We start from the raw sequence: 15,949 nt of genomic DNA on the forward strand, positions 1-15,949 counted from the left end.
AATTCCTTAGCTGATTTTCAAGTCCTGCTCGACGATATCCTCCTCGATACGCAGATTGTCGATAATGAAGCCCTGCCGCTCATACGTGTTCTTGCCCATGTAAAACTCCAGCAGGTCGTGAATCGGGTCGTCCTTGGTGATGCGGACCTTGTCCAGCCGCATGTTTTCGCCGATGAACTCCTTAAACTCGTCGGGCGAAATCTCGCCGAGACCTTTGAATCGCGTGATCTCGGCGTTGACACCGCATTTCCCGACCGCCTTCAGCCGCTCCTCCTCGGAGTAGCAGTAGAGCGTCTCCTTTTTGTTGCGCACGCGGAACAGCGGCGTTTGCAGCACGAACAGGTGTCCCTGACGAATCACCTCGGGGAAGAACTGCAGGAAGAAAGTCATCATCAGCAGGCGGATGTGCATGCCGTCGACATCGGCATCGGTGGCGATGACGACCTTGTTATAGCGCAGGTTGTCCATATCCTCCTCGATGTTCAGCGCCGCCTGCAGCAGGTTGAACTCCTCGTTCTCATAGACCACCTTCTTCGTAAGTCCGTAGCAGTTCAACGGCTTTCCGCGCAGTGAAAAGACCGCCTGCGTGCGCACGTCGCGGCTCTTGGTTATCGACCCCGAGGCCGAATTACCCTCCGTGATGAAGATCATCGACTGCTCGGCCAGTTCGCTCTTGTCCGTGCGGTGTATCTTGCAGTCGCGCAGTTTCTTGTTGTTCAGGCTCACTTTCTTGGCCGTCTCGCGGGCCTTCTTCTGGATGCCCGAAATCGCCTTGCGCTCCTTCTCGTTCTCGACGATCTTTTTTTGCAAGACCTGCGCCGTCTCGGGATGCTTGTGGAGGTAATCGTCGAGGTGCTTCGCAAGAAAGTCGCCTACGAACGTATTGACCGACACGCCCTGCTCGATCTCACGCGAACCAAATTTAGTCTTCTGCTGGTTCTCGAACACGGGATTCGAAACTTTGATCGAAATGGCCGCCATGATCGACGTGCGGATGTCCGACGGATCGTAGTCCTTGTGGTAGAACTCTTTGACGGTCTTGGCAATAGCCGCCCGCAGCGCCACCTGATGCGTACCGCCGTGGATGGTGTGCTGTCCGTTGACGAACGAGTCGTAGCTCTCGCCGTAACCCGTTCCGTGGGTGATGACCACCTCGATATCGTCGCCCGTCAGGTGAATCGGGGGATAGAGCGGCTCCTCGGTCAGGTTGTCGTTCACAAGGTCCAGCAGACCGTTCTTCGACACGTAGCTCTTGCCGTTGAAATTGAGCGTCAGTCCCAGATTCAGGTAGCTGTAATTGCGAATCTTTTGCTCGACGTATTCGAGATTGTAGGCGTATTCGCCGAAAATCTCCTCGTCGACGCGGTACGAAATGAACGTGCCGTTCTTCTCGTGAACCCCGCTCTCCCACTTGTCGCTGACCTCCAGTCCTTTGGAGAAAGTTACCGTGCGGGCTTCGCCGTCACGCACCGAACGGGCCGTAAATTCGCTCGAAAGCATGTTCACCGCTTTGACACCCACGCCGTTCATGCCGACGGTCTTCTTAAAAGCCTCGCTGCCGTACTTGCCGCCCGTGTTCATCTGCCCGACGGCCACCGAAAGCGATTTGAGGGGGATGCCGCGGCCGTAGTCGCGCACCGTGACCACCTTGTCGGCGATCGTGATGTCGATCTGCTTGCCCGCCCCCATGATGAACTCGTCGATCGAGTTGTCGACTACCTCCTTAATGAGCACGTAAAGCGCCTCGTCGGGCTGCGAACCGTCACCCACCGTGCCGACGTACATGCCCGGACGCAGCCGGATATGCTCCCGCGGGGAGAGGGTCACAATGGCATCGTCGCCGTAGTTGTTTGCGTTTGTATTGAGTAAATCTGCCATAATTCGTTATTTTCGGATCTCGGCCAAGGCGTCGCACATCCGCTCGCGGACCGTCTGCATCAATTCGTGGGTTTCCATTGCGGCAACCTCCGAGACCGGGACGGGAGGCAGCACGCGGACCGTGATCCGGTTGCCCCAATTGAAAGCCAGGTTCTTTTTAATCAGCGTCTTGGTGCCGGTCATCACCACCGGGAGGATCTCCACACCGGCCTCCTTGGCCAAGGTGAAGCCCCCGGCCTTGAAGCGGCCGATCTCACCGTCCTTCGAACGCGTGCCCTCGGGAAAGATAGCCACCGAAGCCCCGCGCGAAATCCACATCTTGCCGTCGCGGACCAGTTGCTCCAGCGCCTCGGCGGCACGGCCGCGGTCGATGCAGATGTCGCCGTGCAGCACGAGGTACTGCCCGAAGAAGGGCGTTTTGAAGACCTCGCGTTTCGACACCCAGCGGAAATTGAGCGGGATATAATAGAGCGCCGGAATGTCGATCACCGTGTTGTGGTTCACGACGATGACGTAACGCTTCTTCCGGTCGATCAGTTCCCGGCCGATGATCGTCTGCCGCCAGAAGGGCGGGATGAAGAAGAAGGTCCGCACCAGGATACGCGACAACTCGTGCACTATCCGGCGTCCCCGGTCGAAGGGATAGCAAAAGATTAGCGCAAGGGCTGACAAAATCATGAAAAAAGTGCACAGAAGCACTAAAAAAAGGTAGTATAAGGCGCTCAACATAGTGTCCGGGGACAATTAGCCACATTAATTCAATTTGCAAATTTAGGAAATATTTCCCGGGATTCCTATCTTGCTGCCGGAGGACTTTTCAACAAAATATCCACTACTCCTATATAAAAAGCCCGATCGCAAAAAAAGTTGCGGAAAAATTTGGTCCGCAGCCGGGGGGGGGTATCTTTACACCCGTAAAACACCCCGCAAGACCTCGGACCTCCATATACGTAAGTATCGAATATTTTCTGATATTTTTAGTACTATGTGTTGCATAGTATAAATATTATTACATATCTTTGCGCAAACAACTAAAGTGCAAAGCAGAATATTATGAAAAGACTGATTCTCCTCATCGTCATCCTAGCTTCGGCCGCAAGTCAGCTTTCGGCGGCCCGTCTCTACCCCTCGACCGGGCGCGTGGTGGACGAGCAGGGAAACGCCGTCGAATATGCGACGGTCGTGCTGCTGAAAGGCTCCGAACAGGTGGCGGGCCGCACGACCGACGCCCGGGGGCGTTTCGAACTGAAAGTCGCGCCGGGCAGCTACACGCTGCAAATCCAGTTCCTCGGGTTCGACCCCGTGAAAAAGGAGGTCCGCGTTGAGCAGGACAACGATCTGGGAGATTTCGTGATGCGGTCCTCGGCGACCGGCATCGAGAGCGTGGTGGTGAAGGCCCGGCTGGTGCGGCGCGAGGCGGACCGGTTCGTGGTCGACGTGGCGAACACCCCCGCAGCCATCGGCAAGGACGGCATCGAACTGCTCGAACACGCCCCCGGCGTCTGGATCGACGGCGAGAAAATTTCGATCAACGGCAAGAGCGGTTCAAAGGTCTACATCAACGACCGGGAGCTGCGCATGGAGCCCGAGCAACTGCTCACCTACCTGCGGTCGCTCCGGGCCGAGGAGATTCAGAAGATCGAGGTCGTGCCCACCACGGGAGCCGACTACGACGCCGATTCGGCGGGCGGCATCATCCGCATCACGCTCAAAAAACGCCGCGAGAACGGCGTCGACGGCTCGGTGGCGTTCAACACCCAGCAAGCCGACATAATCAACCGATACAACCCTTCGGCCAACATCAACATCCATTCGGGACGCCTGGACTTCTACGCCTCGGCGTGGGGATCTTTCGGGAAAGACAGGACGACCACCGACGAACGGACCCTCTACAATACGGCGGACAAGGCACTGAACGCCCATTCGGAGATGAAGGGCCGCAACCGCAGCTTCGGCGCCAGCGCCGGAACGGTCTTCGAGATCAACCCGCGGCACAGCGTCGGCGCGGAGTTCGAATACTGGCGCAACCGCGACGGTGAACCCAACGACTCCTACACGGATTTCCGCAACGGAGAGGTCACGACGCGTACGGACAGCTATTTCGACAAACTCGACCGGCGCAACAACTATTCGGCGACGTTCAACTACATCTGGAAAGTCGACACGCTGGGTTCGACGCTCAAACTGCTGGCCGACTACACGCGCCGCCAGACCGACTCCCGCAACGACAACGAGAGCCGCATCACGCTCCCCGGAGGCGTCCTCGATTCCGTCTACCGCGACAATGTCGTGAGCCTCTACAACATCGCCACAGCGACGCTCGCCCTCGAGAAGAATTTCTCGCCCCGCTGGTCGCTGAAGGCAGGCGCCAAGTACACCTACAACGACATGCACAACGACGCCCTCTACGAATACCGCCAGGGCGACGCATGGCTGCGCAACGAGCAGCAGAGTTTCGTGATCGACTATACGGAAAACATCGCGGCGGCCTACTCCATCGCCTCGGCCCAGCTCGGACGCTGGAGCCTCGTGGCGGGCCTGCGCGGCGAGTACACCCACACGACGGGAAAAGACGTCGGGCAGGACTACTTCTCGCTCTTTCCCAACGCCAACGTCTCCTACTCCTTCTCGCAAGAGAAAGGCTGGTCGCTGATCGCCCAGTATGCCCGGACCATCGAGCGGCCGCGGTTCTGGAGTCTCAGCCCGCAGCGGATGCAGATTTCGGACTACACCTACCAGACGGGCAACCCGTCGCTCGACCCGGCGTTCAAGCACGACGTGAGCCTGACGCTGGTGGCCGCCCACAGATACACCCTCACGGCAGGCGTGCAGATCGTGAACGACGAAATCCAGCAGACGATGCGGGCCGATCCCGAGAATCCCGACCTGCTGCAACTGGCCTGGGTCAACTACGACGCCACGAAAGGCTATTACCTTTCGGCCAACCTCCCGTTCCAGCCCGCGAAGTGGTGGCAGCTGAATGCCAACGTCACCTACATGCGCCGCGGACAGCGCGTCGAGCAGCACGGCGCCGAAGAGTTCTTCAACTGGGGATTCGTCAACCTCTCGACCACCTTCACCCTGCCGGCGAAATTTTTCATCGATTTGTCTTACCGCTACCAGAGCCGGCTGGATCTGGGCAACTGCTGGGTGGAGCCCGATCACCGGCTGCAGGCGGGCCTGAAGAAACGTTTCGGCGACCGCTTCACCGCCTCGTTCTCGGTGGAGAACCTGCTGGACCAGGGACAACTGATCGGCGCGCGCGGCGACGGATTCGTCCGCACGGTGAAGGCCCGGCAAACGTGGAGCAACCGTTCGTTCCGCATCGGGGTGACCTGGAATTTCAAATCGGGCAGGGCCTTCAAACGCAAGGCCGTCGAAGCGGGATCGGCAGACGAAAAGAGCCGTCTGTAACGACGACAAACGAACGGCGCCGGAGGTAATTCCTCCGGCGCCGCCGTTTCTGCAAAGTCCGTCAGCGGGTGCGGCGGATGCGCGGCAGCGGCAAACGGCGGGCCCAGCGCACAGCCCAGCGCGGCAGCCGCGGACGGGCCATCCAGCGGGCCAAGTGGGTGACGGAGGTCGGGATACGGAGGGACTTGCCTGCGATGATGAGCGTCACGGCAACAAGGATCAGCGCCACGCCGACGCCGATGCGCAGCGTGAACCGCTCTCCGAAAACCATGACGCCGAAGAACAACGCCGTGACGGGTTCCAGCGCCCCGAGAATCGCCGTGGGCGTGGAACCGATGCGGCGGATGGCCCCGGCCATCGTCACCAGCGAAACGATCGTCGGAAACAGCGCCAGCGAAACGGCGTTGACCCACATCAGGGGCGAAGGGATGGCCTGCAAATCGGCACCGCCGCGCAGCCGCACGACATAGACCAGCGAACCGAACAGCAGGCTGTAAAAGGTAAGCTTTTCGGTCGGGAGGTTTTTCAGCGACGAGCGGTTGATGCCGACGATATAGACGGCATAGGCGAGCGCCGAGAGGAAGACCAGCAGCACGCCCGCAAGGCTGAGCGTCGCGCCGTCGCCCCCTTTGTAAAGCAGGGCGATGCCCGTGCAGGCCAGGACGATCGAGAAAACCGTGGCGGCGGTGACCCGTTCGCGGAAGCCGACGGCCATGATGACGGCGACCATCACCGGATAGACGAACAGGATGGTCGAGGCGATGCCGGCGTCCATGAGGTTATAGCTCTGGAAAAGCAGCAGCGAAGATACCGAGAAAAGCACGCCCATCGCCGCCAGAGGCAGGATGTCGTGCCGCGTGAGGGCAAACGACTGCCGCCGGAAGAGCATCAGCGCCCCCAGCATCACCACAGCCAGCACATAACGGTAAAAAAGGACCGAATCCGGACTCATGCCCGCCCCGTAAAGGGGCAGCGCAAAGAGCGGATTGAGTCCGTAACTGGCCGCAGCTATGGCTCCCAGCACATAGCCGCGCGAACGTTCGGAGGCCATTTAGAACGTCACCTGCGGAGCGGCTTCCGAGCCTTCGGCAGACTCGAAATAGGGCTTCTGTTCGAAGCCGAACATCCCGGCCACCAGATTCGCCGGAAAACGGCGCACGGCGACGTTATAGACCCGGGCCATGTCGTTGAAGTCCTTGCGGGCGACGGCGATCCGGTTCTCGGTGCCTTCGAGCTGGGCCTGCAGCTCGAGGAAATTCTGGTTGGCCTTCAGGTCGGGATAGCTCTCCGAAACGGCGATCAGCCGCCCCAGCGCCGAGCGCACCTGCGCCTGCGCCTGCTGGAACTGCGCGAGCTTCTCGGGCGTCAGGTCATCGGCCGAAAGGTTGATCGACGTAGCTTTGGCACGCGCCTCGGTCACCTCGTTCAAAGTCTGGATCTCGTGGGCCGCATAGCCCTTCACCGTATTGACCAGATTGGGAATCAGGTCGGCACGGCGCTGATACTGCGTCTCGACATTGGACCAGGCGCCTTTGAGCCCCTCCTCCTTGTTCACGAAACCGTTATACGTCGCATAAAAGAAGATCACCACCACGGCGACTACGCCGATCCAAATCCATTTTTTCATACTTATCTGTTTTTAATCGTTACCATTTCGAACCGGCCCCGCCGCCGCCGAAGGAACCTCCCCCGAAACCGCCGCCGAAGCCGCCGCCCGAGCTGCGGCCGAAACCGCCGCCGATGATCGTCCCGCCGCCGGCGCCCCCGCTGAAATTGTCGTCGCGGAGGTTCCGGGCCTGCCGTTTGACCACGGCGCCGCAGGAGGAACAAACATAGGTATATTCCACCAGCCGGTAATTCTGCGTGACACTCAGCACCCGCTGGGACTCCTGCCGCAGCGTGAATTTATGGCACTTCGGGCAACGGCGCCGGACGTAGTAGACCACGAGGACCAGCCCCAGCGGCCCCACGATGAAGCCGACGACGATCACGAAGATCATCCACGCCGGAAGCTCATCGCCGGAATCGCCGCTGAGGTCGACTTCGCCGCCCTCGAGGATCGTGGCCGCGGCTTCGATGCCCGCAACCATGCCCGCACTGTAATCCCCCTCGCGGAAAGCGGGGAGCATATAGTTGAGCTGGATGCGTTTGCAGAGCGCATCGGGGAGGATGCCCTCCAGTCCGCCGCCCGTGACGAAGCGTATCTCGCGCAGGTCCTTCACCAACAGGATGCCCAGTCCGTTGTCACTCTTGGCTGAGCCCACGCCCCAGTCGCGGAACAGCTCGACGGCGAACGAAAAGGCGTCGCCGCCCGCAATGTCGTCGACGGCGACGACCGCCACCTGCGCAAGCCCCCGTTCACGCAGCGACGCGCAAACGGAGTTGATACGTGCCGTGGCCGCTGCGGAGAGGATGCCGTCGGGATCGGAGACATAGCGCTGCCGGTCCATACGCTGGACGTTGGGAATCTCGTCCGGGCGATAGGTCCCCGCAAGGGCCGACAGTGTGCCGGCAAGCAGCAGGCAAAGGATCGTGATCTTTTTCATAACCTCGGGAGCAAAGATAGGCAAAAAAGCGGGATTCAGTACGTCTGCACAAGATTTTCGGCCGAGGGCGTCAGCGAGTCAGTATCCGGTAGCTCCACGGCGCCATATCCTCCTCGACGCGCCCCCGGAGTTCGCAGGGTTCGCCCGTCATGGCGTCGGTGTACATACCGGCGTAGATGCCCGTATAGTAGTCGGCATGGATGGCATAAGGCGAAAGGTTCATCACCGCCACGACGCGATTGCCGGCCGTCTCGCGGACCATCGTCATCAGGCAGTCCTCGGCGTTGTTGCGAATCTCGATCATCGCCCCGCCCCGCTCCCCCGCGGCGAGGGCCGGATTGCCGTGGCGCAGGGCCGTGAGGCGACGGTAGAAGTCGGTGAAGCCGTTGGCCCGGTATTCCCGGATCGGATCGCGGTCGAAGAAGGCGAACGAGTGGTCGTAGCCGATCTCCTGTCCGGTATAGATCAGCGGCAGGCCGCGCGGGACGACGAACGTAAAAACCGCCATGATCTCGCGTGCGTCGCCCATACGGGTGAATTCCGATCCGTTCCACGTATTTTCGTCGTGGTTCGACGTGAACGCAAGCCGCATGGCCGAATCGGGATAGCGGCCGCGGTCGGCATAGATGTAGTCGCGCAGCGCCGTGACGCGCACCCGCTGCCGGGCCACGTCGTTCAGCAGGTGGTGCATCTCCCAGGCGTAGCAGGCGTCGAAGCCCCCCTCCTCGACCAGATTGCGCTCCTCGGCCTCGGCCAGCAGGAACAGGTCGGGATGGATGCGCCGGAGACGTCGGGAAGTCTCGGTCCAGAAATCGACGGGCACCAGCATCGCCATATCGCAGCGGAAGCCGTCGACGGCGTGCTGCGTGATCCAGAACTCCATGGCGTCGCCCTGCGCCCGCCACACGTCGCGGTTGGCGTAGTTGAGCTTCGCGGTGTCGGACCAGTCCCACGGCACGGCAGGCTCCCCCGCGGCGTCGCGTTCGTACCACGAGGCGTGTTGTTCGGCGATCCACCGGGCGTCGCGGGCCGTATGGTTGGCCACCCAATCGAGCAATATCTTTATGCCGAGGCGGTGGGCTTCGGCGACGAAGGCGTCGAAATCGGCCATCGTGCCCAGTTCGGGATTCACGGCGCAGTAGTCGCGGATCGAATAGTAGGAGCCCAGCGAGCCTTTGCGCCCGGCCTCCCCGATCGGATAGATCGGCATCAGCCACACGGCATCGACGCCGAGGTCTCGGAGGAAAGGAAGTTTCGCGGCGGCGGCGCGCAGCGTGCCTTCGGGCGTGAGCTGGCGCACGTTCATTTCATAGAGAACGGCCTGGTAGCTCCATTCGGGATGCAGGTTCATGCGACAATTGAAAATTAAGAATTAAAGATTTCCCGCACGGCGACAAGACGGCGCATGCCGTGGATTTCGATCTCGAGGGGATCGCCCTCGTTCGTGACCTCGACGGCCGCAGGCGTGGCCTTTACGGTGAGCACACGGCCCCGGAAGTTGACTTTGAATGCGAGCGACTCCCACCCTCCGGGCAGCCGCGGATCGAACGACAACACGCCGTCGCGGACGCGCATGCCCCCGAAGCCCTCGACCACCGAGAGCCACGACCCGGCCATCGAGGTGACGTGGCACCCTTCGGCGACCTCGCAGTTGTAGTCGTCGAGGTCCAGCCGCGCCGTGCGCAGGTACATTTCGACCGCTTTTTCCAGGTCGCCGAGGCGCGCGGCGAGGACGGCATGGACGCAGGGCGAGAGCGACGATTCGTGGACGGTGCGCGGTTCGTAGAAGTAGAAATTGCGGCGGAGGGTATCGAGGTCGAACTCCTCGCCGAAGAAATAGAGTCCTTGCAGGACATCCGCCTGTTTGATGAAGCACGAACGCAGGATGCGGTCCCACGACCACTTCTGGTTGATGGGCCGCTGGGCCGGGTCGAGGTCCTTCACGAGCGTCTGCTCCTTGTCCAGGTAGCCGTCCTGCTGGAGGAAGATGCCCAGCTCCCGATCCTCGCCGAGATACATGTTGTCAGCGATGCGGTGCCACACAGCCGTCTCGGCGGCCTCGTCGAACGCCCGTTTCGCGCAGATGCGGGCATAGTCCGCAGGGCGGTTTTCGCGCACCCATCGGGCGGCCCGGGCGGCGTAGCGCATCGACCAGCAGGCGATATAGGAGGTATACCAGTTGTTATTGACATTGTTCTCGTACTCATTGGGGCCGGTGACGCCCAGCAGGACGTATTGCCGCCGCGCATCGGACCACGTGATGCGCTGCGCCCAGAAGCGCGCGATGCCCACGAGCACCTCCAGTCCGCAGTCGGCGAGGTATTGTTCGTCACCCGTATAGCGGATATAGTTATGGATGGCATAGGCGATGGCGCCGTTGCGGTGGATCTCCTCGAAGGTGATCTCCCACTCGTTGTGGCACTCCTCACCGTTGATCGTGACCATCGGATAGAGCGCCGCACCGTCGCGGAACCCCAGTTTGACGGCGTTCTCGACGGCTTTGTCCAGCTGGTTGTAGCGGTAGACCAGCAATTCGCGGGCCACCTCCGGCCCGGCCGTGGCCAGGTAGAACGGCAGGCAGTAGGCCTCGGTGTCCCAATAGGTGACGCCGCCGTATTTCTCGCCCGTGAAGCCCTTGGGACCGATATTGAGGCGGGTGTCGACTCCGGTGTAGGTTTGCAGAAGCATAAAGATACAGAAGCGGATGCCCTGCTGCGCCGCAGGATCGCCCCCGATCACGATGTCGCACCCGTGCCAGCGGGCCGCCCACGCCTCCTCCTGCTCTTTCAGCAGGGCGTCGAAGCCCGTCCGCAGGGCGTCGGCGGCGACGGCGCGCGCGGCGGCGGCGAGGTCCGCCGAAACGTGGTTGAGCGACGAGCAGATGCCCGCATATTTATATAATGTCGCGGTACGGCCCGCCTCGCAGCGCACCGCAGCGGTATGGCGGACCTGCTCGGGCTGCGTTCCGCAGCGGAACTCCGCGCCCTCCAGCTCCACGGCCTGCGCCCATGCGGCCTCGAAACCGCTCTTGCGGGTGCGGCTCTGCGTGACGTCGGCGTCGGTTGCGACCGGTTCCCAGAATTTCTCGTCGTAGTTGGCGTCGGCATTGCGCACATCGGCGTCGATATACGGCGAAAAGGTGATTTCGGCGGCGCGGTTCAGCGGCGTGACGGCATAGCGGATGACGCCCAGTTCGCGGCGCGTCAGCGACAGAAAGCGGACGGCCTCGACCGAGACTTCGACGCCGTTGCGCATCGTGACCGTCATGCGGCGCGTCAGCACCGAGCGGCGCATGTCCATCTCGCGGTAAAAGTCCGTCACCGCGACCGTCGCCAGGTCGAGCGGCTCGCCGTCGACCTCGATGTCGACCCCGATCCAGAATGCCGCGTTGAGCACCTTGGCGAAATACTCCGGATAGCCGTTCTTCCACCACCCCACACGGGTCTTGTCGGGGTAATACACCCCGCCGATGTAGTTGCCCTGAAGCGACGGGCCCGAGTAACGTTCCTCGAAATTGGCGCGGCCGCCCATGACGCCGTTGCCCAGCGCAAAGAGCGATTCGGCGGCTTCGACCCGCGCGGGGTCGAAATCGGCCTCGACGATCCGCCAGGGGTCTATGACAAGGTTCAGTCTATTTCTTTGCATAACATTTCAAACGTAAATCCCTCGAAACCATTCAACTGCATCGTGGCCCCCGCAAGCAGGGGGCTGCCCCCGACGCCCACCGAGCGCATGCCGGCACGCGCCGCGGCCTCGATGCCTGCGGCGGCATCCTCGAACACTACGCAGTTTTCGGGCCGTACACCGACCGCTTCCGCCCCTTTGGAAAAGACCTCGGGGTCGGGCTTGGGACGCGAGACCCCGGTGCCGTCGACGACGGCGTCGAACAGCGGACGCAATTCACAACGGTCGAGGATCGTCCCGGCGTTCTTCGACGCAGAGCCCAGCACGGTCAGCACCCCGTGGGCGCGCACGTCGCGCAGGAACGCAACGGCTCCCGGAAGCACCTCCGCAGGCGTCATGGCCGAGACATAAGCCAGATAGCGGGCGTTCTTCTCCGCAGCGAGGCGCTCCTTTTCGGCCGGGGAAAAGCGTTCATTCATCCCTCCGGCGCGCAGCACGATGTCGAGCGAAGCCATGCGGCTCACCCCTTTGGTGGCTTCGCCCGCGGCGGGCGTGAATTCAAAACCCAGGTCCCGGGCCAGTGAGGCCCACGCCAGGTAGTGGTAGCGGGCCGTGTCGACGATTACCCCGTCGAGATCAAACAGGCAGCAAGCGATCATTTTTTCGTAATTTCGGACGTTAAAGATACTATTTTTTCCCGACATCCGCCCCATCGCCTGCACACTTATATAATAACTGCGCGACACGTCGTTTCATTTCTACAAATAATTACTATCTTTGCGTCGTAATTTTACTAAACACGCCTTATTTTTAACATGAATCAACTCCGTCTTCTGATCGGGAGCTTGTTCCTCGCTATCCTGCTCGTTTCGTGCTCGGCACAGAAACGCGTGTGGTATCTGCAGGACGCGCAGCCGTTCACTCCCGAGCAAATCGCCGAAAACGGCCAGATACGCATCAAACCTCTCGACCGCCTGACCATCGTCGTCAACAGCAAGGACCCCGAGCTGGCCGTGCCGTTCAACTCTTCGACCTCGTACAACTCGCTGACCGGAAGCAACATCAGCAGCACAGCCAGTTCGCAAGCCCTGCAGATGCGCACGGTGGATGAAAACGGCATGCTCGACATGCCCGTGATCGGCAAGGTCAAATGCGCGGGCAAAACCCGCAGCGAGCTGGCCGAGACCATCGCCGACAAAATCCGGGAAGGCGGGTATATCAACGACCCCACGGTCAACGTGCAGTTCGCCGACATGAAGATCTCGGTGATCGGCGAGGTGCTGCGTCCCGGATTCTACGATGTCACGCGCGACAAGATTTCGATCTTCGATGCGCTGGCCATGGCCGGGGACATGACCGTCTACGGCGTGCGTTCGGAGGTGATCGTGACGCGCGAAGTCGACGGGGTGCGCACCATTCAGGTGCTCGACCTCACGTCGAAGGAGATTTTCGACTCCCCGGCATTCTACCTCCAGCAGAACGACGTGGTATACGTCAAACCCAACAAGTACAAGGCACAGGCCGGAGAGATCAGCCAGAACCGCAACTTCTACCTTTCGCTGGTGGGTACCGCCATCTCGGTAGCGACGCTCATCGTAACCCTTACCAAATAACCGCCCGACATGACCGAACAGCAGATCAATTCCCCGCAGCAACAGGGAAACGATGAAATGACCGGCGCCGTTACGCTGCACGACATCATCCGCATGGTCATAGCCAACTGGTATTGGTTCGTGCTCTCGGCCCTCGTATGCCTTAGTCTGGCTTACTATTACCTGGCAAGCACGCCCAAGATATACAGCCGCACGGCGACCATCCTCGTCAAAGACAGCCGCAAGGGAGGCGACCTCGAGTTGACGGCGTTCAGCGACCTGGCCGGATTCCAGAACCGCCGCAGCGTCGACAACGAGGTCTTCATCCTCCAGTCGCGCCGCCTGATGACCGAGGTCGTCAAACGCCTCGACCTCACGGTCAGCTACTCGGTCCGCGAACGCCTCCGCAGGCGCGACCTCTACGCACAGTCGCCTGTCGAGGTGACGTTCGTCAACGACAGCGACAACCAGTCGCTCTCCATGGAGATCACCCCGCTGGAAGGCGACAAGGTGAGGCTGACGAATTTCGAGGACAGGTTCGTCACCAAACAGGAGACCCGCAGCAGCATCACGGCCGCCTACGGCGACACGATCCCGACCCCCGTCGGGCAGGTCATCGTACGGAAAAGCCTCTACATGAAGCCCGAATACACGGGCGTGCCGATCCGCGTGGTGAAAAATTCGCTCTCGCGCACGACCAACGCCTACCGCAACGCCGTGAAGAGCGACGTGGCCAACAAGCAGGCTTCGGTGGTGACGATCTCGATGAACAACTCCGTGCCCCGGCGCGCCGAAGACATCCTCAACACGCTGATCTCCGTCTACAACGAGGACGCCATCGACGACAAGCGCCGCGTATCGGTGACGACCGCCGAGTTTATCAAAGCCCGTCTGGCGGTCATCGGCCGGGAGCTGGGCGACGTGGACCGCGACATCGAGGACATCAAAAAGGACAACCAGATGGTCGACATCACCTCGGAGGCCGCACGCAGCGTCTCGGAGAGCAGCAAATACAAGGCCGAGGGGCTTTCGCTCGAGAACCAGATCAACGTCGCCGAGTTCATTCGCACCTATCTGAACGATCCGAAAAACGCCGGGGAGCTGATTCCCATGATGGCGTCGGTGACCAATCAGGGTATCTCGTCGCAAATCGCGGATTACAACAACGCCATCCTGCGGCGTGAAAAACTGATGGAGAACAGTTCGGACCGCAGCCCCGTGATCCAGGACCTCGACAACCTGCTGGCATCCGTGCGCCGCTCGATCGTCGCATCGCTCGACTCGCACATCTCGACACTCATCATCCAGCGCGACGCCATGCGCAAGGAGGAGACGCAGGCCAACCGCCGCATTTCCACCATGCCTTCGCAGGAAAAAGTCATCCTGGGCATCACCCGCCAGCAGAAGATCAAAGAGGAGCTGTTCCTCTACCTGCTCAACAAGCAGGAGGAGACGCAGCTCAACTACGCCGTCGCCGAGAGCAACGCCCGCATCATCGACCTGGCATACGGCAATACGCTCCCCGTGTCGCCGCGCCCGATGCTGATTCTGGCCATCGCACTGATCGTAGGTCTGGCGATCCCGTTCGGACTGCTCTACCTGATCGGCATGCTCGACACGACCATCCGCGGCCGCAAGGACGTGGAGGACAACATCAGCGCCCCGTTCCTGGGCGACATCCCCTACTCCGAAGGCGGAGCCGGCGGAGATTCCGGAATCGTGGTGCGCGAAACGGGCCGCGACGCCCTGTCGGAAGCGTTCCGCATGCTGCGTTCGAGCATGACGTTCATGAACGTCTCGGCCGGAAACGAGATACACACCATCCTCTTCACCTCGTCGGATCCCCACGCGGGCAAGACCTTCGTGGCGACGAACCTGGCGACGACGCTGGCCATGGCCGGCAAACGGGTGCTGCTGATCGACCTCGACCTCCGGCGCCACGCCCTCTCGTCCCAGCTGGGCCACGGCAACTGCAAGACGGGTATCACCAGTTATCTCGCAGGAACCACCGGCCTCGACAAACTGATCGCCAAGACCGGATTCCACGACAACCTCGACGTGATCTACGCCGGCATTCAGCCGCCCAACCCTACGGAGATGCTCCTCTCGAACAAGCTCGACAAGATGATGGCGGAACTGCGCAAAGAGTATGACTACATCTTCATCGACAGCACGCCCGCCATGTCAGTGGCCGACGCCATCATCACCGACCGTCTCTCGGACCTCTGCATCTACATCGTACGCGAAGGCGTACTCGACCGGCGCCAACTGCCCGACATCGAGCGCCTCTACCGCGAGAAGAAACTGCACAACATGGCCATCGTCCTGAACGGGACACGCTCGCGCCGTCACGGTTACGGATATGGATACGGGTACGGTTACGGCTACGGATATGGATACGGTTACGGCGATGAATACAAGGAGGTAAGCTACCGCAAGCGCATCAAAAGCTTCTTCCGTTCGTTGTCCCACAAAATCAAACGATAACAAATGGCAATCAAGGACGCGACGATAGCAATCGACTTCGACGGCACGGTGGTAACACACGCCTACCCCGAAATCGGGGAGGATGCGGGAGCCGTCCCTGTACTGAAAGAACTCACCGGCAACGGATGCCGGCTCATACTCTACACGATGCGCCACGGCAAGCTGCTGGATCAGGCCGCGGAGTGGTTCCGCCGGAACGGCATCCCGCTCTACGCCGTGAACGAGAACCCGGGACAGAAGCGCTGGACCTCTTCGCCGAAAGTCCATGCCGACCTCTATATCGACGACAGCAGTCTGGGGTGCCCCCTGCGGTTCGTGGACGGGGAAAAACGCCCCGTAGCCGACTGGGTCCGCATCCGCGAACAACTGGTGAAAGAGGGATTCCTGGACTGAAAACCAGCCCGGGCA

General features: G+C 60.9%; 12 protein-coding genes. 4 read left to right on the forward strand and 8 right to left on the reverse strand.

The annotated features are described in order from the left end of the window. Positions 1-6 precede the first annotated feature (6 nt). Both BLU78_RS08490 and BLU78_RS08495 read right to left on the reverse strand, forming a co-directional pair. The gene (locus BLU78_RS08490) at positions 7-1,878 is read right to left on the reverse strand and encodes a DNA topoisomerase IV subunit B (protein ID WP_010260542.1); all 1,872 of its coding nucleotides are present in this window, start codon (positions 1,876-1,878) and stop codon (positions 7-9) included. A gap of 6 nt (positions 1,879-1,884) precedes the next feature. After that, positions 1,885-2,496: a lysophospholipid acyltransferase family protein gene (locus BLU78_RS08495; protein WP_020693195.1), complete on the reverse strand. Its 612-nt coding sequence runs from the start codon at positions 2,494-2,496 to the stop codon at positions 1,885-1,887. Positions 2,497-2,931: 435 nt separating this feature from the next. Between BLU78_RS08495 and BLU78_RS08500 the strand changes: the two genes are divergently transcribed. Beyond that, on the forward strand, positions 2,932-5,292 hold the full coding sequence (locus BLU78_RS08500) for a TonB-dependent receptor (protein ID WP_010260547.1): 2,361 nt from the start codon (positions 2,932-2,934) through the stop codon (positions 5,290-5,292). 61 nt (positions 5,293-5,353) lie between these two features. On the opposite strand, the gene BLU78_RS08505 is transcribed toward BLU78_RS08500, so the two are convergent. From BLU78_RS08505 to pgmB, 6 genes are all read right to left on the reverse strand, one after another. Beyond that, a complete protein-coding gene (locus tag BLU78_RS08505; RefSeq protein ID WP_010260548.1) occupies positions 5,354-6,343 on the reverse strand; it encodes an EamA family transporter in 990 nt (329 codons plus the stop codon). Next, positions 6,344-6,919, reverse strand: a complete 576-nt coding sequence (locus BLU78_RS08510; protein WP_010260550.1) for a LemA family protein — start codon at positions 6,917-6,919, stop codon at positions 6,344-6,346. It abuts the gene before it with no gap. 19 nt (positions 6,920-6,938) lie between these two features. After that, positions 6,939-7,838: a TPM domain-containing protein gene (locus BLU78_RS08515; protein ID WP_010260553.1), complete on the reverse strand. Its 900-nt coding sequence runs from the start codon at positions 7,836-7,838 to the stop codon at positions 6,939-6,941. A gap of 70 nt (positions 7,839-7,908) precedes the next feature. After that, positions 7,909-9,189, reverse strand: coding sequence for an alpha-amylase family glycosyl hydrolase (locus BLU78_RS08520; protein ID WP_010260555.1), 1,281 nt, complete (start codon positions 9,187-9,189; stop codon positions 7,909-7,911). A 14-nt stretch (positions 9,190-9,203) separates the two neighbouring features. Further along, positions 9,204-11,483, reverse strand: coding sequence for a family 65 glycosyl hydrolase domain-containing protein (locus BLU78_RS08525; protein ID WP_010260557.1), 2,280 nt, complete (start codon positions 11,481-11,483; stop codon positions 9,204-9,206). Further along, a complete protein-coding gene (pgmB, locus tag BLU78_RS08530) occupies positions 11,465-12,121 on the reverse strand; it encodes a beta-phosphoglucomutase (RefSeq protein WP_010260560.1) in 657 nt (218 codons plus the stop codon). The genes BLU78_RS08525 and pgmB overlap by 19 nt, the downstream gene beginning before the upstream one ends. Positions 12,122-12,277: 156 nt before the next feature. Between pgmB and BLU78_RS08535 the strand changes: the two genes are divergently transcribed. The 3 genes from BLU78_RS08535 to BLU78_RS08545 are packed head-to-tail and all read left to right on the forward strand — an operon-like array spanning position 12,278 to position 15,934. Next, positions 12,278-13,075, forward strand: a complete 798-nt coding sequence (locus BLU78_RS08535; RefSeq protein ID WP_010260562.1) for a polysaccharide biosynthesis/export family protein — start codon at positions 12,278-12,280, stop codon at positions 13,073-13,075. Between the two features lie 9 nt (positions 13,076-13,084). Continuing rightward, entirely contained in the window at positions 13,085-15,541 is a 2,457-nt protein-coding gene (locus BLU78_RS08540; RefSeq protein WP_010260564.1) for a GumC family protein, read from the forward strand. Between the two features lie 3 nt (positions 15,542-15,544). Next, positions 15,545-15,934, forward strand: coding sequence for a hypothetical protein (locus BLU78_RS08545; RefSeq protein ID WP_010260567.1), 390 nt, complete (start codon positions 15,545-15,547; stop codon positions 15,932-15,934). Positions 15,935-15,949 lie beyond the last annotated feature (15 nt).

Origin of the sequence: Alistipes timonensis JC136 (genome assembly GCF_900107675.1) — a bacterium.
GTDB classification, from domain to species: domain Bacteria; phylum Bacteroidota; class Bacteroidia; order Bacteroidales; family Rikenellaceae; genus Alistipes; species Alistipes timonensis.

Coding starts and splice junctions, on each gene's coding strand:
- BLU78_RS08490 (WP_010260542.1), bottom strand. CDS start 1,878: ATGGCAGATTTACTCAATACAAACGCAAACAACTACGGCGACGATGCC.
- BLU78_RS08500 (WP_010260547.1), top strand. CDS start 2,932: ATGAAAAGACTGATTCTCCTCATCGTCATCCTAGCTTCGGCCGCAAGT.
- BLU78_RS08505 (WP_010260548.1), bottom strand. CDS start 6,343: ATGGCCTCCGAACGTTCGCGCGGCTATGTGCTGGGAGCCATAGCTGCG.
- BLU78_RS08510 (WP_010260550.1), bottom strand. CDS start 6,919: ATGAAAAAATGGATTTGGATCGGCGTAGTCGCCGTGGTGGTGATCTTC.
- BLU78_RS08515 (WP_010260553.1), bottom strand. CDS start 7,838: ATGAAAAAGATCACGATCCTTTGCCTGCTGCTTGCCGGCACACTGTCG.
- BLU78_RS08520 (WP_010260555.1), bottom strand. CDS start 9,189: ATGAACCTGCATCCCGAATGGAGCTACCAGGCCGTTCTCTATGAAATG.
- BLU78_RS08525 (WP_010260557.1), bottom strand. CDS start 11,483: ATGCAAAGAAATAGACTGAACCTTGTCATAGACCCCTGGCGGATCGTC.
- pgmB (WP_010260560.1), bottom strand. CDS start 12,121: ATGATCGCTTGCTGCCTGTTTGATCTCGACGGGGTAATCGTCGACACG.
- BLU78_RS08535 (WP_010260562.1), top strand. CDS start 12,278: ATGAATCAACTCCGTCTTCTGATCGGGAGCTTGTTCCTCGCTATCCTG.
- BLU78_RS08540 (WP_010260564.1), top strand. CDS start 13,085: ATGACCGAACAGCAGATCAATTCCCCGCAGCAACAGGGAAACGATGAA.
- BLU78_RS08545 (WP_010260567.1), top strand. CDS start 15,545: ATGGCAATCAAGGACGCGACGATAGCAATCGACTTCGACGGCACGGTG.